At 45.2% G+C, this 18,927-nt stretch carries 19 protein-coding genes; all 19 read right to left on the bottom strand.

Annotation, left to right across the window (positions count from 1 at the left end; translation table 11 throughout):
- Positions 1–87 precede the first annotated feature (87 nt).
- The gene (locus MSG38_RS20340) at positions 88–990 is read right to left on the bottom strand and encodes an alanyl-tRNA editing protein (RefSeq protein ID WP_248402477.1); all 903 of its coding nucleotides are present in this window, start codon (positions 988–990) and stop codon (positions 88–90) included.
- A gap of 131 nt (positions 991–1,121) precedes the next feature.
- On the bottom strand, positions 1,122–2,603 hold the full coding sequence (gene der / locus MSG38_RS20335) for a ribosome biogenesis GTPase Der (protein WP_017062511.1): 1,482 nt from the start codon (positions 2,601–2,603) through the stop codon (positions 1,122–1,124).
- Between the two features lie 158 nt (positions 2,604–2,761).
- Complete coding sequence (bamB, locus tag MSG38_RS20330; protein WP_048608131.1) at positions 2,762–3,922, bottom strand: outer membrane protein assembly factor BamB; 1,161 nt, start codon at positions 3,920–3,922, stop codon at positions 2,762–2,764.
- Positions 3,923–3,932: 10 nt separating this feature from the next.
- Positions 3,933–4,547, bottom strand: a complete 615-nt coding sequence (locus MSG38_RS20325) for a YfgM family protein (RefSeq protein WP_248402476.1) — start codon at positions 4,545–4,547, stop codon at positions 3,933–3,935.
- Between the two features lie 79 nt (positions 4,548–4,626).
- Positions 4,627–5,895, bottom strand: a complete 1,269-nt coding sequence (gene hisS, locus MSG38_RS20320; RefSeq protein WP_017062514.1) for a histidine--tRNA ligase — start codon at positions 5,893–5,895, stop codon at positions 4,627–4,629.
- Positions 5,896–5,965: 70 nt separating this feature from the next.
- Positions 5,966–7,087, bottom strand: coding sequence for a flavodoxin-dependent (E)-4-hydroxy-3-methylbut-2-enyl-diphosphate synthase (gene ispG / locus MSG38_RS20315; RefSeq protein WP_050619863.1), 1,122 nt, complete (start codon positions 7,085–7,087; stop codon positions 5,966–5,968).
- 7 nt (positions 7,088–7,094) lie between these two features.
- Entirely contained in the window at positions 7,095–8,051 is a 957-nt protein-coding gene (rodZ, locus tag MSG38_RS20310; protein WP_248402475.1) for a cytoskeleton protein RodZ, read from the bottom strand.
- 439 nt (positions 8,052–8,490) lie between these two features.
- Positions 8,491–9,633, bottom strand: a complete 1,143-nt coding sequence (locus MSG38_RS20305; RefSeq protein WP_019822113.1) for a bifunctional tRNA (adenosine(37)-C2)-methyltransferase TrmG/ribosomal RNA large subunit methyltransferase RlmN — start codon at positions 9,631–9,633, stop codon at positions 8,491–8,493.
- Positions 9,634–10,104: 471 nt separating this feature from the next.
- On the bottom strand, positions 10,105–10,539 hold the full coding sequence (gene ndk, locus MSG38_RS20300; protein WP_016797173.1) for a nucleoside-diphosphate kinase: 435 nt from the start codon (positions 10,537–10,539) through the stop codon (positions 10,105–10,107).
- A gap of 106 nt (positions 10,540–10,645) precedes the next feature.
- Positions 10,646–11,941, bottom strand: coding sequence for an aminopeptidase PepB (gene pepB, locus MSG38_RS20295; protein ID WP_017062517.1), 1,296 nt, complete (start codon positions 11,939–11,941; stop codon positions 10,646–10,648).
- Positions 11,942–12,147: 206 nt separating this feature from the next.
- Complete coding sequence (iscX, locus tag MSG38_RS20290) at positions 12,148–12,348, bottom strand: Fe-S cluster assembly protein IscX (RefSeq protein ID WP_004740335.1); 201 nt, start codon at positions 12,346–12,348, stop codon at positions 12,148–12,150.
- 134 nt (positions 12,349–12,482) lie between these two features.
- A complete protein-coding gene (gene fdx, locus MSG38_RS20285) occupies positions 12,483–12,821 on the bottom strand; it encodes an ISC system 2Fe-2S type ferredoxin (protein ID WP_010440525.1) in 339 nt (112 codons plus the stop codon).
- Between the two features lie 20 nt (positions 12,822–12,841).
- Complete coding sequence (gene hscA, locus MSG38_RS20280; RefSeq protein WP_059021420.1) at positions 12,842–14,692, bottom strand: Fe-S protein assembly chaperone HscA; 1,851 nt, start codon at positions 14,690–14,692, stop codon at positions 12,842–12,844.
- Between the two features lie 22 nt (positions 14,693–14,714).
- Positions 14,715–15,230 (bottom strand): co-chaperone HscB, encoded by a 516-nt coding sequence (gene hscB / locus MSG38_RS20275; RefSeq protein ID WP_019822106.1) that lies wholly within the window; start codon positions 15,228–15,230, stop codon positions 14,715–14,717.
- An 84-nt stretch (positions 15,231–15,314) separates the two neighbouring features.
- Positions 15,315–15,638, bottom strand: coding sequence for an iron-sulfur cluster assembly protein IscA (iscA, locus tag MSG38_RS20270; protein WP_010440519.1), 324 nt, complete (start codon positions 15,636–15,638; stop codon positions 15,315–15,317).
- Positions 15,639–15,735: 97 nt separating this feature from the next.
- Positions 15,736–16,113 carry a Fe-S cluster assembly scaffold IscU gene (gene iscU / locus MSG38_RS20265; RefSeq protein ID WP_004740340.1) on the bottom strand — a complete coding sequence of 126 codons (378 nt, stop codon included), beginning with the start codon at positions 16,111–16,113 and terminating at the stop codon, positions 15,736–15,738.
- Between the two features lie 33 nt (positions 16,114–16,146).
- Positions 16,147–17,361: an IscS subfamily cysteine desulfurase gene (locus tag MSG38_RS20260; RefSeq protein ID WP_048613459.1), complete on the bottom strand. Its 1,215-nt coding sequence runs from the start codon at positions 17,359–17,361 to the stop codon at positions 16,147–16,149.
- A gap of 27 nt (positions 17,362–17,388) precedes the next feature.
- On the bottom strand, positions 17,389–17,910 hold the full coding sequence (gene iscR / locus MSG38_RS20255) for a Fe-S cluster assembly transcriptional regulator IscR (protein ID WP_010440512.1): 522 nt from the start codon (positions 17,908–17,910) through the stop codon (positions 17,389–17,391).
- 116 nt (positions 17,911–18,026) lie between these two features.
- Entirely contained in the window at positions 18,027–18,755 is a 729-nt protein-coding gene (gene trmJ, locus MSG38_RS20250; RefSeq protein WP_050651452.1) for a tRNA (cytosine(32)/uridine(32)-2'-O)-methyltransferase TrmJ, read from the bottom strand.
- Positions 18,756–18,927: the final 172 nt, after the last annotated feature.

Below are 18,927 nucleotides of genomic sequence, written 5' to 3'. Positions count from 1 at the left end.
CATTTCAATTTTAAACAGTTATTTATATCAAAAGTGACATGTAATAATAAAATAAACAGCACAAGCCATTTCGATCTGCAGTCTAAATCATCGAATTACATGCGTCAGCATTTCAATATGCTGGTCATCTAACTGGGTTAACTTAACGGACAATGCCTTAAGCTCTGAGGTGTTCTCAATGTGAGTACCACCACACGGAATAGACACTAAAGTGTCGGCATCCAACTGCCATTCCCAATAGCGAGAGTCTGTTAATGCTTCACCTTCCAGTCTCATTGCGACTGGCGTCGGCTCTGCAAGCCAGCCCGCAATCATCTGGTTGATATCAGCTTCGATGTCATCAAGGTTTGCTAGCATGTCTGCAACGTTCAAACCGCGCTTCTTGAGGGTTTTGCCTAAACGATACTTATCGGTACACAGCTCTGGAGTCACAAAGCTCGTCACTTGTGCGTAGCTATTGAAGTCGTAACTGCCAAGCGGATCTTTTCTATCCGCATCTTTACGCCAGTAGCTCTCAGCCAATACTTTATTCAAAGCTAGGAAAGCGATGTGGCCAGCACTGTGACCACGGCTCAAACTGGCTTGGTACTCTTTATCAACCGACAACACGACTTCGTCACTAACCTTAATCATAGAAGCAGATACGGGTAGCTGGTGGACAACCACAAACGCCCACCCTTCCGTATCACGCTTAACAGGGATATCTGCTGCGATATGAAGCTTGCCAGTAGATTGTTCTATAGCACCAACAAGACAGTCTTCAACGGGATATTGCACGTCACCAACACTCACAAAGCCTTGGTCTGCAGGGTGATCGGGCCAAATGTGACTCACTGGGTGGAAAGGTGTCACGTCGGTGATCAGGTAAGTTTTGCTGTCATCGCTTTCAACGTACTGCGCTTTAGCATTGCGCTGCCAAGCCTGATGACAAAATTGAGTGATGGTTGGTGTGATTGCTGACACAGGTGTAATCAAATCGCTAGTAGTCATATCGTTCTTCTTTTGGAATCTAGTCTGATTCGTTAAGCCAGGATGATAAAAACGTATTGTTATGGCTTAACGTGAATTTTGCTTAAAAAAATACCCGAGACAGGCTCGGGTATCAAATCTATTGGAAAGGTTTACTTACGACCTTTAACCATGCTCATCATACGTTTACGTTTACGTTCTTGAGAAATTGTTAGCTTGTTTGTCTTAGCTTCAAATGGGTTCTCGCTGTTCTGGAATTGAATGCGAATAGGTGTACCCATAATCTCTAGTGAACGACGGTAGTAGTTCATCAAGAATCGTTTGTATGAATCTGGCAAGTTACGAACTTGGTTACCGTGGATAACGATAATCGGTGGGTTGTAGCCACCAGCGTGCGCGTATTTCAGTTTCACACGACGGCCACGAACCATAGGCGGTTGGTGATCATCAGTCGCCATCTTCATGATACGAGTTAGAACAGAAGTACCAACACGAGTCGTCGCTGACTTGTAAGCTTCTTGTACTGACTCAAACAAGTGACCAACACCTGTACCGTGAAGTGCAGAGATAAAGTGAATACGTGCGAAATCAACGAAACCTAAGCGACGGTCTAGCTCTTTCTTAACGCGTTCTTTAACGTCGTTATCTAGGCCATCCCACTTGTTTACCGCAATCACAATTGAACGACCAGCGTTCAACGCAAAGCCTAGCAAGCTTAGGTCTTGATCAGAGATGTTTTCGCGAGCATCGATAAGCAGCAATACAACGTTAGCATCTTCAATCGCTTTCAGTGTTTTAACCACTGAGAACTTCTCTACCGTTTCGTTGATGTTTTTACGACGACGAACACCCGCAGTATCGATTAGAACGTATTCACGCTCATCACGCTGCATTGGGATGTAGATAGAGTCACGAGTCGTACCTGGCATATCGTAAACAACCACACGCTCTTCACCAAGAATACGGTTAGTTAGCGTTGATTTACCTACGTTAGGACGGCCAATGATCGCTAGCTTGATCGGTTGATCTTGCAGACGCTTGAATTCTGCTTCAGCTTCTTCTTCTGTAAATTCAACCTGCTCTTCTTCTTCGTCTTCAAACTCAGTCAAATCGCTTACTTCGCCATTCTCAGCTTTTAGCGCTTCTGCGAATGGGTTAAGAGCAAGGTCAATAAGTGCAGTAACACCACGACCGTGCGCCGCAGCGATTTGGTACATGTCTTCTACACCTAGTTGCCAGAAGTCAGCACTTGCAGCATCAGGGTCGATACCATCAACCTTGTTTACTACTAGCATTGAAGGCTTTTCTAGTTGACGTAGGTGCTTAGCAATCGCCACGTCTGAAGGTGTTAGACCTGCACGGCCATCTACCATAAATAGAACGACATCAGCTTCATCAATCGCCGCTAGCGACTGCTCAGCCATTTTAGTTTCAACACCTTCTTCAGTACCGTCGATACCGCCAGTGTCAATAACAATAAAGTCATGCTCGCTAAAATGAGCATGACCGTATTTACGGTCACGCGTTAAGCCAGGGAAATCCGCAACCAATGCATCACGAGTTCGAGTCAATCGGTTAAATAACGTAGATTTACCTACGTTCGGACGCCCTACTAGAGCAACAACAGGTACCATAACAACCTCTACAATTTCTTCTCTAAATGTAGTTATAGGTAAGCACTTGTTCGCAAGTTTAAACTCTTACCTATAACCACACGGTTTATTAATTTTTAACAACAAAACGGCTCCTGGCTGTTACCAACCAGGAGCCGACTGTGAATTATATCACGCTTTTATTGGCTAATCGTTAGTTTCTTTACATCGCCATTGCGAGTCGTCACTAAGTAGCCTTCAGGCAGTTCAATTGGTGCAACCGCAAAGCCGCTATCATCGACAAGCTGTTGTGCAACAAACTCACCCGATGAACGATCTAACCAGTGCAGATAACCTTCTGTATCACCTACGACTACATAACCATTAATAATAGCAGGTGCTGTCAGTAAGCGGTTTTCTAACAATGGAGTGCTCCACAGCTCTGTACCACTACGCGCATCAACCGCAACCACATGGTCTTTGTCGGTAACAACGAACAAACGGCTACCATCACTTGCTAAATCAATCGCTGATGAGTAGTTACGTTTCCAAACTGGCTTACCAGAACGAAGATCGATAGCAATCAGCTGACCATTGATACCTACGGTATATAGGGTGCCACCAAGAACAATTGGAGATGCATCAACATCAACCAAACGATCAATTTCCGTTGCGCCTTTTGGCGTACCTACTGGCTGTTGCCAAATAAGCTGACCACGGTCAACGATAGCCGCAGCTAGACGACCATTTGCAGTACCCCAGAATACACCACCAGAAACCGCAACAGGCGAGCTGTCTCCACGCAGTGTTAGGCTTGGTACTTCCGTACTGATGGTCCATTTTTGCTCGCCGCTTGCTTGATCTAACGCGATCAACATACCGCGACTGGTATGAACAATGACCATGTTGCTATCAGTTGCTGGGGATGCAAGCACCTCGCCATTCACTGATACACGCCACAGCTCTTCACCGGTCGATTCTTCCAGTGCGATCACTTCGCCATTTTCAGAACCAACAAATACTTTACCGTAAGCCGCCGTTAGGCCGCCTGATAAACGAGCCAGTACGTCTTTCTCAAGATCGACTTTCCACAGCGCTTTACCTGTATCAGGATCAAGCGCTTTAACCATACCTTCACGGCTTGCAACAAACACTTTGTCGTAAGCCAATTCTGGCGTTAGTTTTGAAAAGTAGTGACCAACACCATCACCAACCGACGTCGACCACTCCTGGCTAGGAGTGAACTCGCTGTTTACCGTTGGTACTGGAGCCATGATTACGGTGTCTTCTTCACCCGCACAGCCAGCTAGTAGGCCAAGAGCAATCGCACACAACGCCGCTTTTGGAAACATCTTCTTCATTCAAAGCGCCTTATTTAGCTAGGTCGTCAAGTTTGATTTGAAGCGTTTGGCTAGCGTCAACAGCTTGCTGTGCTTCTGTGTAAGCACTGTATGCTGCGTCAGTGTCGCCTTTACGAAGTGAGATATCACCACGCAGTTCAGCAACACGGCCTTTCCAAGATTCATCTGTCATAGCAGCAAGATCAGTCAGTGCTGCGTCAAATTCACCTTGCTCAGCTTTAATACGTGCAACACGGTAAGTAAGTAGTGGCGCAAGTGCCGTGTCCTTAGTTGCCGATTTTGCCCACTCTAGCTGTTCAAGTGCTGCTGCTAGCTCACCCGCTTGTACTTGTACTTTTGCTAATTGCATAGCAGCAAGTACTGAGTATTCAGCGTCTTTGTTTGCGTCGATGAAAGCTTGAATATCAGATTGAGCATCAACGCCCTTAGTATCAAGAGCTGAAATTACAGAGGTGTAGCCTTCTGAAGCTGCTTCACGCGCTTCAACTACTGAATCTTGGTAATAGCGCCAGCCAAATAGACCACCTAAACCAATAACCGCACCAAAGATTACGGCTTTACCGTTCTCTTTCCACCAATCTTTAATGGCTTCAACTTGTTGCTCTTCGCTATCGTAAAGTTCCACTTCCTGTCCTCTTTAATTCTTTAAACGCCAGCATAGTGCTGACGTTAGTATTCATTATGAGCGTTTGCTCAATGGCTAATTAGATTAGCGCAGCAACTTTCTCTGCAACTTCCGTTTGAGACACGGTTTCTTGCTCGCCGCCAACCAGATCTTTTAGCACAACTGTATTGTCAGCAACTTCGTTCTCACCAAGTACCAGCGCCACAACAGCACCTACTTTGTCAGCACGTTTGAATTGCTTCTTGAAGTTACCACCACCGAAGTGATTCATTACACGCACACCTTCAACGGTGTCGCGTAATTGATTCGCTAACTGCATGCCCGCGATCATAGTACCTTCGCCAGCAGCAACTACGTATACATCAACGCTACGACGAACTTCTGTTAGCTCTAGCGTTTCCATCATCAGAACCAGACGCTCTAGACCCATTGCGAAGCCAACTGCATTGGTTGCTTTACCGCCTAGTTGCTCAACAAGACCATCGTAACGACCGCCGCCACATACTGTACCTTGAGCACCAAGGCTGTCTGTGATCCACTCAAATACAGTGCGGTTGTAGTAATCTAGGCCACGTACTAGACGCTCATTAACTTGGTATTCGATACCAACAGCGTCAAGAAGTTCACACAAACCAGCAAAATGTTGCTTCGATTCTTCACCTAGATATTCAGATAATCGAGGTGCGTCACCTAAGATAGCTTGAACATCAGGGTTCTTAGTATCAAGTACACGTAGAGGGTTAGTGTGCATACGACGTTTGCAGTCTTCGTCAAGCACATCAATGTGTTGCTCAAGGAAAGCCACTAACGCAGTGCGGTAGCTAACGCGATCTTCTTGAGAACCGATTGAGTTCAGCTCTAGGCGAACGTGCTTATCGATGCCTAGCTCACGCCATAGACGTGCTGTCATCATGATAAGTTCTGCATCAACGTCTGGACCGTCTAGGCCAAACACTTCAACACCACATTGGTGGAATTGACGGTAACGACCTTTTTGAGGGCGCTCGTGACGGAACATAGGACCCATGTACCATAGGCGCTGTTCATCACGGTTGATAAGGCTATTTTGAATACATGAACGAACACAACCTGCTGTGCCTTCTGGACGCAGCGTTAGGCTATCGCCATTGCGGTCGTCAAAGGTGTACATCTCTTTAGAAACAACGTCTGTCTCTTCACCAACTGCACGGCTAAATAGGTTTGTTTCTTCAACGATAGGCATACGTACTTCGTTGTAACCGTATGCACTCACCACGTTTTTAACTGCGCTTTCTACTTTCTGCCACAGTGGTGATTGAGTTGGAAGGCAGTCGTTCATGCCTCGAATTGCTTGGATATTTTTAGCCACAGTATTTATTCCGTAATTTCTCACAACCAGGTGTTAGTGCGAATAGACAATCACACCCCATCGCGTTGTATTAATCTTCTAAGTTTTCTACATCAATGCGATTTGCTTTATCAAGCACTGACGCTTTTGCACGAATCTTAGCTTCAAGTTTGTCGACAAGGTCATCGTTGTCGAAGCGCTCTTTCTGACGCTTACCGTCTTCGTAGAAGGCACTCTTACGTGCACTACCGGCTAAACCTAAGTGAGACACTTCAGCTTCACCAGGGCCGTTAACCACACAACCGATGATAGATACATCCATTGGAGTGATCACGTCTTCTAGGCGTTCTTCAAGGGCATTAACGGTGTTAATAACATCGAACTCTTGACGAGAACAGCTCGGGCACGCAATGAAGTTGATGCCACGCGAACGAATGCGCAAAGATTTAAGAATATCAAAACCAACTTTGATCTCTTCAACCGGATCAGCCGCTAGCGAGATACGCAGCGTATCGCCGATACCTTCAGAAAGAAGCATACCTAAACCTACCGCTGACTTCACAGAGCCTGCACGCGCACCGCCCGCTTCGGTAATGCCAAGGTGAAGAGGTTGATCAATCTGCTGAGCCAGCAAACGGTAAGAACCAACTGCTAGGAATACATCAGACGCCTTAACGCTGACTTTGAATTGATCAAAGTTGAGACGGTCTAGAATATCTACATGACGCATTGCTGATTCAACAAGCGCTTCAGCTGTAGGTTCTGTGTATTTCTCTTGGATCTCTTTCTCAAGAGAACCGCCGTTAACACCAATACGAATCGGAATATTCATATCACGTGCACAATCAACAACTGAGCGGATACGGCTTTCGTTACCGATGTTACCTGGGTTGATACGCAGACAGTCAACGCCGTATTCAGCCACTTTAAGTGCGATACGGTAGTCGAAGTGAATATCAGCAACCAAAGGAACAGAGACCTGCTGCTTGATTAGCTTAAAGGCTTCAGCGGCATCCATAGTCGGTACAGATACGCGAACGATATCAGCGCCAACTTTTTCCAGAGCTCTAATTTGAGCAACGGTCGCGGCTACATCTGTTGTTCTTGTGTTGGTCATGGATTGCACAGCAATTGGTGCACCATCACCGATCGGCACATCACCCACATAAATACGGGTTGATTTGCGACGAATAATAGGAGATTCGTGTTGCATATTAACTCTAAGGTAAGGTTATTCTAGCTACTTTGCCTGAAGTATACCCAGAAAGGTCGACAGGTTCACTTGCAAATGTCATTGATACGCCTTCTGGCGCACCTAGAATCACTTTATATGGCGCAGTTCCTGAAAGATTTAACGACTGACCTGCTTTTTTGATGCCAGTTGACAAGGTTTTACCCGTTGCATCTTTTACTTGGATCCAGCAATCAGCAGTGAACTGCATCACTAGCTCGTTAGCCACAGCTTCAGGAGCAGTACTTGCTTCAACCACTTCTACATTCGCAGCAACTTCAGCAGTTGGTTCTGTCTCTGTTGCTTGTTGTGCAGGAGTTTCGTCAGCTGGAGTAACAGCATCTGAAGTATCTTCCGCATCGCTTATCGCAGCAAGGCCTTCAGTACCGTCAACAACAGAAGCACCCGCTTCGTTTTGTTCAGCTTCGATCACTTCTAAAGAGGTGAATTCAGGGGCAAGTGATTCTTCTACTGCTAGCTCTTCTGAGCTTTCAGTATTCGCTAAAGATTGAGATAAGGTGTCTTGCTGTTGGTTCTGCCACCACCAAAGTGAGGAGATACCCGCAATGACCGCAAAAATGCTCCAAGTCAGGATCATAATACGACTGTTGTGCTTCTCGGTTTTGGTCTTACGAGAAAAACTCAGCATTTCTTGCTCTTGATGCTGAGCATCACCGGCATGATGCAACGCACTCAATACAACTTTTTCGTCAAGATTGACGTATTTCGCGTATGAACGAATGTAGCCACGCATAAACGTCGCCACTTGATCTGACTCGAATTGGTTTTCTTCAATTTGTTGGATCAGCGTAACGCGAAGTTTCAAGCGATCAGAAATCTGCTTTTGCGTTAAACCAAGAGATTCTCGTTTGTTCTTAAGCAGCGTTCCCGCTTCCAAAGCTGGAGCTACGTTTTCTTGCGCTTGTGTATCTTGTTCTGTGTTCATAGAGAGTGAACTTCTAAAGTATTATCGCAGGTTGAGGAGAGCGTTTTCTTATTGTCGTTTAAGCTCAATCTAACAACCCACGTTATGTGGAATTTTTCCTGCTATCTAAATCATCAACCCTTAAAGGCGAACATCATTCATTTGTTATGGATGACCTTCTCAGGAAGCTAGTTTATCAAGTAGCCAACCTAAATAGACATATTGATGATCAGTAGCAAGCGAGCACTTAAATTAATTTAAGATTAGTTAATCATAAGCTAATGCCATTACAAGGCAAAAACACTTTAAACAAAATTTACCGTCAGCTCATGGTTTTGTCCAAAATTTGACGAAAAATGTAAGAAAGCGTGGGCAAGAAGTCCAAAAAATCAAAAACTGTACCCCAGAAAAGCAACAAGCCAGAAGTAAGACTTCTGGCTTGTTTAGGTTCTAATCGCGTTTATACCGCTTTTACTTCAATCACACCACCGGCAATCAAGTTCGCTTCAGAGGCTGCTTTGATCATTTTGGTACGTTTGGTTCTATCAATCACATCACCGACTAACTGACCACACGCGGCATCAATATCATCACCACGAGTCTTACGAACGGTTACTGTGTAGTTGTATTCCATCAGCGTTTTTTGGAAGCGATCAATACGAGAGTTACTTGGCTTCTTATAAGGCGAACCCGGGTAAGGGTTGAATGGAATCAAGTTGATCTTACAAGGCGTCTCTTTCATTAGCTCTGCAAGTTCACGTGCGTGGTCCATATCATCATTCACATGATCCAATAGCACGTACTCAACCGTTACTTTACCGCGGTTAGCATTTGAAGACGCAATGTAACGACGAACAGATGCTAGGAAGTCTTGGATATCCCAACGGTCGTTGATCGGCATGATTTGGCTACGTAGTGCATCGTTTGGTGCATGTAGAGAAATAGCCAATGCGACATCAATGTTGTCTGTCATTTGGTCAAGACCAGAAACAACACCAGAAGTTGATACAGTTACACGACGCTTAGACAGTGCGAAACCTAGATCATCAAGCATGATTTCTAATGATGGCATTAGGTTCTTCATGTTCAATAGAGGCTCGCCCATACCCATCATTACAACGTTAGTAATTGGACGACGGCCGGTTTCTTTTTCTAGGCCGATTTCGCGAGATGCACGCCAGATTTGGCCAACAATCTCTGAAACTTTTAGGTTACGGTTAAAGCCTTGTTGAGCTGTAGAGCAGAACTTACATTCAAGTGCACAACCAACCTGTGAAGATACACATAACGTCGCACGGTCACCGTCTGGGATGTATACCGTTTCAACATCTTGGTCGCCAACGCTCATCGCCCATTTAATTGTGCCATCTGAAGAGTGTTGAGCTTCAGAAACAACAGGTGCCACAATCTCACAGCGACGTTGAAGTTTCTCACGTAACTTTTTGTTGATGTTGTTCATTTGTTCGAAGTCATCGACACCGAAGTGATAAATCCACTTCATCACTTGCTCTGCTCGAAACGCTTTCTCATTCAGTTCTTCTGTGAAAAATTTACGAAGACCTTTACGATCAAAATCGAGTAGATTGACTTTAGCTGTGGTCATGATGCCTCTCAATGACGGAACAATAATTAAGGGCGCGAATTGTACAGGCTTTACGCAACTTCAACAAGCATTGTAAAACCCTGTGTTTATTAAGACATTCAAACTTAAGCGATTAAAATTTGAACAATTGTATTTATGGGCCTGAGATTACCCAATTTAAACAAAAGATTCCCGATTACACTCCTCCGTCGCTTTCGGGAATGACGTAAATAATCTCCAACAGATCAGTAATACTTAGCTCGAAATTGTAGCCCCGCTATTCATCGCCGTCAGGTCATCAACTCCTCAAAGCCCGTCATTCCAGAACTGAGGAACGAAGTATCTGGAATCTCCAATAACAAAAACAGACTCCCGATTACGCTCCTTCGTCGCTTTCGGGAATGACGACTAAATTGATTATCGAGAGCGTAAAATCCACTTACAAAAAAGGCCTCACCGATGTGAAGCCTTTAGAATAATTTGCTGTGCCGATTATTGAGCTGGGCGTGGGCAAATTTCAGATTCTGGGAAGAAGAATTCGATTTCGCGAGCTGCAGACTCAGGACTGTCGCTGCCGTGAACTGAGTTGTAACGCATGCTGATTGCGTAGTCAGCACGGATAGTACCGCATGCCGCTTCTTCTGGATTTGTTTTGCCCATAAGTTCACGGTAACGAGCGATAGCGTTTTCGCCTTCAAGCACTTGAACCATGATAGGACCAGAAGTCATAAACTCTTTAAGAGCAGGGAAGAACTCTTTGCCTTCGTGTTCAGCGTAGAAGCCACTCGCTTGCTCTTCAGTAAGACGAACCATCTTAGCAGCAATAATTTCTAGGCCTGCTTTTTCGATACGGTGGTAGATTTCACCAACAAGGTTACGCTTAACTGCATCCGGCTTAACAATTGAGAACGTTCTTTCTAGAGCCATAGGGATTCCTTCACTTCATTTTTTTGTTATTAAATACTGAAATTACTGAGATCTTTCGATCTGAGCTTTATGAATGAGCGGCACAAAATACCGCTCACCCTTATTATTATTTTGCTTGGTCGATAAGAAGACGAGCCAGTGTGCGAACGCCCATACCCGTTGCGCCTGCCGCCCACTTGTCACTTGCTGACTTACGGTAAGTACCTGCGCAATCCATATGAATCCAACCTTTTTTGTAGTCATCTACAAAGTAAGAAAGGAATGCCGCTGCTGTACTTGCACCCGGTGTGTAATCACCCGTGCTGATGTTTGAAAGATCAGCAAAGTTTGAAGGCAACATGCCACGGTGGAAATCAGCAAGAGGCAATGGCCATAGCCCTTCTTTTTCTTGGTTTGCCGCCGTTAGCGCTTGGTGAGATAACTCATCATCGAAGCTTAATAGTGCGTGGTAGTCGTTACCTAGTGCGTTTTTAGCCGCACCTGTTAGCGTTGCACAGTCAATGATCAGCTCAGGGCTTTGTGCACTTGCGTACATTAGGCCATCAGCCAGCACCAAGCGACCTTCCGCATCAGTGTTCATGATCTCAACTGTCTTACCGTTTTTGTAGGTAATGATATCGCCAAGCTTCAATGCGCGACCAGAGATCATGTTCTCTGCACAACATAAGATAAGCTTGATGCGCTTGTTCAGGCCGCGTTCAATCGCAAGACCTAAACCACCAGTAATCGTTGCTGCGCCGCCCATGTCAGCTTTCATCGCTGTCATGAATTGGCCTGGCTTGATGCTGTAACCGCCCGAATCGAACGTAATACCTTTACCCACTAAACAAGCAAATACAGGTGCGTTTTCATCGCCTGTTGGGTTGAAGTCCAGTTGCAGCATTGCTGATGTACGCTCAGAGCCACGGCCGACCGCGTAGATGCCTTCCCAACCTTCGGTTAGTAGATCCTTGTCTTTAACGATCTTCGCTTTAACAGTGCCCGCAGGTGCCACTGACTTGATGTATTCTGCAGCCATAGTCGCGAGTTGACGAGGTGCTACTTCTTCAGCGGTTTTGTTGATAATGTCACGCGTCCAGTCAGTTGCGCGAATACGAGCTTCAAGCTCTGTTTGATCGGCTTCTGAAAGTGCATCCCATTCCAATGCATTCTTTTTCTTTGGTCCACGGTAGCCTTGGTAGAAAGCCCAAACGCTTTCTAGATCCCAACCTTCACCACGAAGTGAAACGAATGCGATACCTTGTCCGTCAAGCGTACGACCCGCACGCTGAACTGCGCCTAGATCGTGGCCTTCACCAATGTGAATTGTCGCTCCCGCTTCTGAGAACGATAAAATAGCTCTTGCTCCCCACTGAGGCTGGGCAGCTTCTTGACTTAAAAATACTGACATCTGTGTAGACATGATTTCTCCTTGTCATGAACCACTTTGAGTGTGTGATTCTGATTATTTTTTATTAGCGCACTGATGTTAGCATTATGTAGGAGGAAAATGTCATTTTGATAAAAAAACGGACCATAAGGTCCGCTTTTTTTAGTAAGAATTGTTAACTTGGCTGCGTTTTATATTGGACTGATACCAACCCGCGACCAAATCATTAGACAAGAGGATTAATCCATCTCATCCATCCAGCACAAAATAATAGCCTCTAAGATTTTTTCATTCGAGTGGTTAGGCTCGTCGTCGAACTCTTCAAGGTCTAGCACCCATTGATGCAGATCGGTAAAACGTACCGTTTTAGGATCAGTATCAGGGTACAAATCACATAGCTCAATTGCGATATCTCGCGAATCAATCCACTTCAAGCTCATAACACTTCCTTATATTTATCAGCGACGCTCTGTCACCTTTATGATCTATATTCTAGGCCAGTTTTCTTAGTATGCTTGTCTAAGCAATAACTCTCTCAGTCATCGCTGTATTAGCCATGATTGAGAACTGGTTCTTAGTGGTCTTCAGAAGCCAGGTTCAACGTGTACTTTGGAATCTCTACAACAAGATCCGTATCAGCCACTTTAGCTTGGCAACCAAGACGAGATTCCATCTCTAAGCCCCATGCTTTATCTAGCATGTCGTCTTCTAGATCATCACTCTCTTCTAAAGAATCAAAACCTTCACGAATCACAACGTGACATGTTGTACATGCACACGATTTTTCACATGCGTGTTCAATACCAATACCGGCCTTCAGTGCAACATCAAGAACCGTCTCACCAGTTTTTGCTTCTAAAACAGCGCCTTCTGGACATAGATCTTCGTGAGGTAAAACAATAATCTTTGGCATGTTTATCTATTCTCTAACTATTAAATATTATCGACTGACTGACCTGACAGTGCAGCACGAATTGATTTATCCATACGACGAGAAGCAAAGTCTTGGCTCGCTTTGTCGGTATTCTTAATTTCTAGCTCAATGGCATCAGCGTTGTCGCCATTACGCACTTCAATCAGTGCTTCAATCGCTTGAACAAGTTGTTGTTTGCCTTGCTCATCAAGTAGCTCGTCACCATCGGCTTGCATTGCAGCGATAAGGCCTTCGATAACGCGATCCGCTTCTACGCGTTGCTCAGCCAGAGCACGCGCTTGCATGTCTTCTTTTGCAAATGTCATCGAATCTTTCAGCATGCTAGCCACTTCGTTGTCGCTCAGACCGTAAGAAGGCTTAACTTGGATTTCAGCTTGAACGCCAGTGCTCTTCTCCATTGCGGTAACCGATAGCAGGCCATCAGCATCCACTTGGTAAGTAACACGAATATGAGCTGCACCTGCAGTCATCGGCGGGATGCCTTTCAAAGCAAATCGAGCCAGTGAACGACAGTCGTCAACCATCTCACGCTCGCCTTGCACGGTGTGTACTGTCATTGCAGTTTGACCGTCTTTGAACGTGGTAAATTCTTGTGCGCGAGCAACTGGGATCGTGGTGTTACGAGGGATGATCTTTTCAACCAAGCCACCCATGGTTTCAATACCAAGAGACAGAGGGATAACGTCAAGTAGTAGCATTTCTGAGTCAGGCTTATTACCGACTAAGATATCCGCTTGAATTGATGCACCAATCGCAACAACTTCATCAGGGTTAATGCTGGTTAGTGGCGTACGACCAAAGAAGTCACCGACCATTTCACGTACAAGTAATGTGCGAGTTGAACCGCCGACCATCACAACTTCTAGTACTTCATCCGCGTCTACTTCCGCATCTTTTAGTGCGCGACGGCATGAAAGCAGTGTTTTCTTAACGAGCGGTTTGATGATCTCTTCAAACTCTTCACGAGTTAATGAACCAGACCAACCTAATACGTCAACATCAACGCTTTCCGCTTCAGATAAGCCAATCTTCGCTTCCGTTGCGGCGTCTAGAAGAATACGGTTCTGCTCTGCTGTTAGCTCTGATAAGCCCATTTGTTCTTGGAAATGATCTGCAACTAAATGGTCAAAGTCGTCGCCACCTAATGCTGAGTCACCGCCTGTAGCTAAAACTTCGAAGACACCTTTCGATAGGCGTAAGATAGAGATATCAAACGTACCACCACCTAAGTCATAAACAGCAATGACCCCTTCTTTACCTGAATCCAAGCCGTAAGCAATCGCAGCGGCAGTAGGTTCATTAAGAAGACGTAACACGTGGAGACCAGCAAGTTGTGCCGCGTCTTTGGTACCTGCACGCTGTGCATCATCGAAGTACGCAGGAACGGTAATCACAGCACCAGATAGCTCACCACCGAGTGTAGACTCAGCACGTTGACCTAGCGCTCGCAGAATGTCTGCAGATACTTGAATTGGGTTCTTGTTACCTTGCTCTGTGCGAATCACAGGCAAACCATTATCACTTTCTTCAAATTGATATGGCAGAGATGGGTATCGCTGTTGAATATCTGACAGTGAACGACCGATCAGTCGCTTAACTGAGATAATGGTATTTTTAGGATCAGTCTGTGCATTTGCACGAGCTTCATCACCAGTCGTGTACGACTCTGACGTATAGTGAACAACGGAAGGAAGAATACTGCGACCTTGTTGATCAACCAGTGTGCTCGCCTCACCACTGCGCACTGCCGCAACCAATGAGTTTGTTGTACCTAAATCAATACCCACAGCAAGCTTGTGCTGGTGAGGAGCGGCGCTTTGCCCTGGTTCTGCAATCTGAAGTAGTGCCATGGATGTGTCCTTGTTATACGAACTAGCCGATCAGACGATCTTCAACTAACTCGATTTCATTCTTTAATTTTGCAATAAACTTAAGCTTTCTTACTCGGTCTGCAGCTTCTAGCCAAGCCTCACTGTCGAGTTCTTGTTGGATAGCGCTTAATTGTTGTTTATACATTTTGCTAACCTTTCCTTCAAATGCAAACAAAGCATCTTCAGGTTCAGAACTGTCGGCGATATCTTCAAGCTCTTCACGCAATTCCATTTGCTCCATTAGGAACATAGGATCTTGCAGGGTCTGCTGTTCACCACGAATATCCTCACCATGTTGCACTAACAGGTATTCAGCTCGGCTGATCGGATTCTTCAATACCTGATACGCATCATTGATTTGCGCAGCTTTTTGCACGGCTAGCAGGCGATCACGCTCAGAAGCAGTGGCAAATTTATCAGGGTGGAATTGGCGTTGCAGATCTCTAAACTGAGAAGAAAGAAGGCTACCATCCAGTTGAAACTGAAGTGGTAGCCCAAATAATTCGAAATGATTCATGTAACGGTGGTCCTAAGTTTAGGCTCTTCAATCAGAGCCTAATTTTATTCTTCGCTCACTATAAACGCTTAACGATTGAAGCGTTTATACGTTGAAGCTCTCACCACAACCACATTCGCCTTTCGCGTTAGGGTTGTTGAATTCAAAACCTTCGTTTAGGCCTTCTTTTACGTAATCAAGCTCAGTTCCGTCTAGGTAAACTAGGCTCTTTGGATCAATGATGACCTTAACACCTGAATGCTCGAACACTTCGTCTTCTTCGTTAAGCTCGTCAACGAATTCTAGTACATACGCCATACCCGAACAGCCAGTCGTTTTTACCGCTAAGCGTAACCCGATACCTTTACCTCGGTTATCTAGGAAAGCTTGAACTCGGCTTGCTGCCGTATCTGTCATGGTGATGGCCATACTACAACCTTGTGTTTTATATAAATTGAGAACTCAGGGGGAGCACAAAGGATGCTCCCAAATATTGCTTATTTTTTGTGATTACTTAATGAGACGATTAACGCTTCTTTTTGTAATCCGCAACAGCTGCTTTGATTGCATCTTCAGCAAGAATTGAACAGTGAACTTTCACTGGTGGCAACTCTAGCTCTTCTGCGATTTCAGAGTTTTTGATAGCCGCTGCTTCATCGATACTTTTACCTTTAACCCACTCAGTTACTAGTGAGCTAGAAGCGATTGCGCTACCGCAGCCGTAAGTTTTGAATTTTGCATCTTCGATAATGCCTTCTGGCGTTACCTTGATTTGCAGTTTCATTACGTCACCACAAGCTGGTGCGCCAACCATGCCGCTACCTACACTTGGGTCTTCTTTATCAAACGAACCTACGTTACGTGGGTTTTCGTAGTGATCAATTACTTTTTCGCTATATGCCATGATAGTTACCTCGAATCCTCTATTTCCGTGAGATTAGTGATGAGCCCACTCAACAGTGTTCAAATCAATCCCTTCTTTATACATATCCCATAGAGGAGACATGTCGCGTAATTTATTTACCGCTACACGAATTTGTGCAATCGCGTAGTCAATTTCTTCTTCCGTTGTGAAACGGCCGAATGAGAAACGTACTGAGCTGTGTGCCAGTTCATCGTTCAGACCAAGAGCACGTAGAACGTATGAAGGCTCTAGGCTTGCTGATGTACATGCAGAACCTGATGATACTGCTAGGTCTTTTAGAGACATAAGCAGAGACTCACCTTCAACGAAAGCGAAGCTCACGTTTAGGTTGTGTGGTACACGTTGGTCTAGGTCGCCGTTTACGGTTACCGCTTCTAGATCTTGAACACCTTTCAATAGGCGCTCACGAAGTGCTAGTGCGTGATCGTAATCTTTCTGCATGTCTTGTTTAGCGATGGCAAAAGCTTCGCCCATACCCACGATTTGGTGAGTAGCAAGAGTACCAGAACGGAAACCGCGTTCATGACCGCCACCGTGCATTTGCGCTTCTAGGCGAATACGTGGCTTACGACGAACGTACAAAGCGCCGATGCCTTTAGGGCCGTAAGCTTTGTGTGCAGACATAGAGATAAGGTCAACTTTCATCTCTTTTACGTCTAGAGGGATTTTACCCGCAGACTGCGCCGCATCAACGTGGAAGATGATCTTACGTGCACGACATAATTCGCCGATTGCAGAGATATCTTGGATTACACCAATCTCGTTGTTTACGTGCATGATAGAAACTAGAACAGTATCTTCACGCATTGCAGCTTGTAGCTTGTCTAGATCGATGATGCCGTTAGCTTCTGGCTCAAGGTATGTAACCTCAAAACCTTCACGCTCTAGTTGGCGACATGGATCAAGAACCGCTTTGTGTTCTGTTTTGCACGTGATTACATGCTTACCTTTCTTCTCGTAAAAGTGCGCTGCACCTTTGATAGCAAGGTTATCTGACTCTGTAGCACCTGACGTGAAAACAATCTCACGTGGGTCTGCATTTAGTAGATCGGCAATTTGCTCACGAGCATTATCTACTGATTCTTCTGCCTGCCAGCCGTAACGGTGTGAACGAGATGCAGGGTTACCGAAGTTACCGTCCATCGTCATGCACTGAACCATTTTTTCAGCAACACGTGGATCGACTGGGCATGTAGCTGAATAGTCAAAGTAAATAGGCAGTTTCATTTTCTACTCCAATGTAAAAACTGACCGCTAAGAGCGGGCATTAACACCGTGAGGTGCTGCACTAATCGTTGTAGTGCTCGTATTTTTATGTGCAAAACCATTATTAACCGCAAGATCGATATCTTGACGATCAGAAATCTCTAAAACTTCGTTATCTTTCATTAGCTCACCGAGCGTAATGTCGTTTAAGAAGCTGCTGATTCGGGAGCTTAAATCACGCCATAAAGTGTGAGTTAAACAACGACTACCACCTTGGCAATCTGCTCGACCGTGACACTTAGTTGCATCGACTGATTCGTCTACTGCAGCAATTACAGTTCCGACAGCGATGTCGCTCGCTTCAGCACCTAAACGGTAACCACCGCCAGGACCACGAACACTAGCAACTAAGCCAGCTTTACGTAACTTAGAAAATAGCTGTTCTAAGTAAGATAACGAGATGCCTTGTCGCTCTGAAATATCAGCCAGAGGAACTGGGCTTTTTTGCGAATGCAGTGCTACATCTAGCATAGCTGTTACCGCATATCTTCCTTTAGATGTAAGTTTCATATCACACCGTATCCACATTGTTTATGTGGTTGGAATCTTCCCATACCCGACTAAATTGGTCAAGTATTTAGTTGACTATTTTAGTCAGGTATTCACCCTTAAGGTTTGTATGGGCTTTATTTGTCGTTTTTGCTCTTCTCAATTGAAGTCAAAATGCCGCGTAGAGTGTTGATCTCTTGCAGCTCTGGACGAGCTCGGCTGAACAGACGACGTAGCTTATTCATCACCTGGCCCGGCTTATCCTTAGAGATAAATTGGGTATCAATGATCACTTTTTCAAGGTGCTCGTAGAACATTTCTAGTTCTTCGTGACGAGGGTATTCATCTTGTTGCTGTGGCTGATATTGGCTAGCGACCATATCAAGGTGAGCGACACGCACTTCGTAGCTCAGAGTCTGCACTGCCATTGCTAGGTTTAGCGAGCTGTATTCAGGGTTAGCTGGGATACATACATGGAAGTGGCACTTCTGAAGCTCATCGTTAGTCAAGCCAGTACGTTCACGGCCGAACACTAATGCAACTGGGTGCTTTTGACCTTCAATTGCAAACTTTTGTCCACACTCACGAGGCTCAAGCATTGGCCATTCAAGCGTACGTGAACGTGCGCTCGAACCAACCACTAAACCACAGTCTTTTACGGCTTCGTCCAGTGTAGAAACGATGGTCGCGTTTTCTGCGATGTCACCTGCACCCGCAGCCAGTGCTAAGGTCTGCTCGTCAACTTCACATTGAGGGTCTACAAGAACTAATTGATTCAAACCCATCACTTTCATTGCGCGAGCTGCTGATCCGATATTTCCCGAATGAGACGTACCAACCAGAACGACTTTTACATTGTCTAACATGCTATATGACACCACTTTAAAAATAATCGCGAGATATTAACACATAGCAAAGTAAAATGGTCAGACCCTTCGCGTAATGTGAAACCAAGAGTTCAAAAAATAACCACTTCCCTTTTGGTAAAACTTTGGTATACTCGCCGCCGCTTTAAATTGTTCTTTAACATCTTGTGGG

The sequence above is a fragment of the Vibrio sp. 1CM24A genome (assembly GCF_023161725.1).
In the GTDB taxonomy this organism is placed as follows: Bacteria; Pseudomonadota; Gammaproteobacteria; order Enterobacterales; family Vibrionaceae; genus Vibrio; species Vibrio coralliirubri.
This window is presented reverse-complemented; position numbering and strand designations above follow the sequence as displayed.

Bases quoted from the DNA above. Each gene is read 5' to 3' on its own strand.
- MSG38_RS20340 (WP_248402477.1), bottom strand. From the start codon at position 990: ATGACTACTAGCGATTTGATTACACCTGTGTCAGCAATCACACCAACC.
- der (WP_017062511.1), bottom strand. From the start codon at position 2,603: ATGGTACCTGTTGTTGCTCTAGTAGGGCGTCCGAACGTAGGTAAATCT.
- bamB (WP_048608131.1), bottom strand. From the start codon at position 3,922: ATGAAGAAGATGTTTCCAAAAGCGGCGTTGTGTGCGATTGCTCTTGGC.
- ispG (WP_050619863.1), bottom strand. From the start codon at position 7,087: ATGCAACACGAATCTCCTATTATTCGTCGCAAATCAACCCGTATTTAT.
- rodZ (WP_248402475.1), bottom strand. From the start codon at position 8,051: ATGAACACAGAACAAGATACACAAGCGCAAGAAAACGTAGCTCCAGCT.
- MSG38_RS20305 (WP_019822113.1), bottom strand. From the start codon at position 9,633: ATGACCACAGCTAAAGTCAATCTACTCGATTTTGATCGTAAAGGTCTT.
- ndk (WP_016797173.1), bottom strand. From the start codon at position 10,539: ATGGCTCTAGAAAGAACGTTCTCAATTGTTAAGCCGGATGCAGTTAAG.
- pepB (WP_017062517.1), bottom strand. From the start codon at position 11,941: ATGTCTACACAGATGTCAGTATTTTTAAGTCAAGAAGCTGCCCAGCCT.
- iscX (WP_004740335.1), bottom strand. From the start codon at position 12,348: ATGAGCTTGAAGTGGATTGATTCGCGAGATATCGCAATTGAGCTATGT.
- fdx (WP_010440525.1), bottom strand. From the start codon at position 12,821: ATGCCAAAGATTATTGTTTTACCTCACGAAGATCTATGTCCAGAAGGC.
- hscA (WP_059021420.1), bottom strand. From the start codon at position 14,692: ATGGCACTACTTCAGATTGCAGAACCAGGGCAAAGCGCCGCTCCTCAC.
- hscB (WP_019822106.1), bottom strand. From the start codon at position 15,230: ATGAATCATTTCGAATTATTTGGGCTACCACTTCAGTTTCAACTGGAT.
- iscA (WP_010440519.1), bottom strand. From the start codon at position 15,638: ATGGCCATCACCATGACAGATACGGCAGCAAGCCGAGTTCAAGCTTTC.
- iscU (WP_004740340.1), bottom strand. From the start codon at position 16,113: ATGGCATATAGCGAAAAAGTAATTGATCACTACGAAAACCCACGTAAC.
- MSG38_RS20260 (WP_048613459.1), bottom strand. From the start codon at position 17,361: ATGAAACTGCCTATTTACTTTGACTATTCAGCTACATGCCCAGTCGAT.
- iscR (WP_010440512.1), bottom strand. From the start codon at position 17,910: ATGAAACTTACATCTAAAGGAAGATATGCGGTAACAGCTATGCTAGAT.
- trmJ (WP_050651452.1), bottom strand. From the start codon at position 18,755: ATGTTAGACAATGTAAAAGTCGTTCTGGTTGGTACGTCTCATTCGGGA.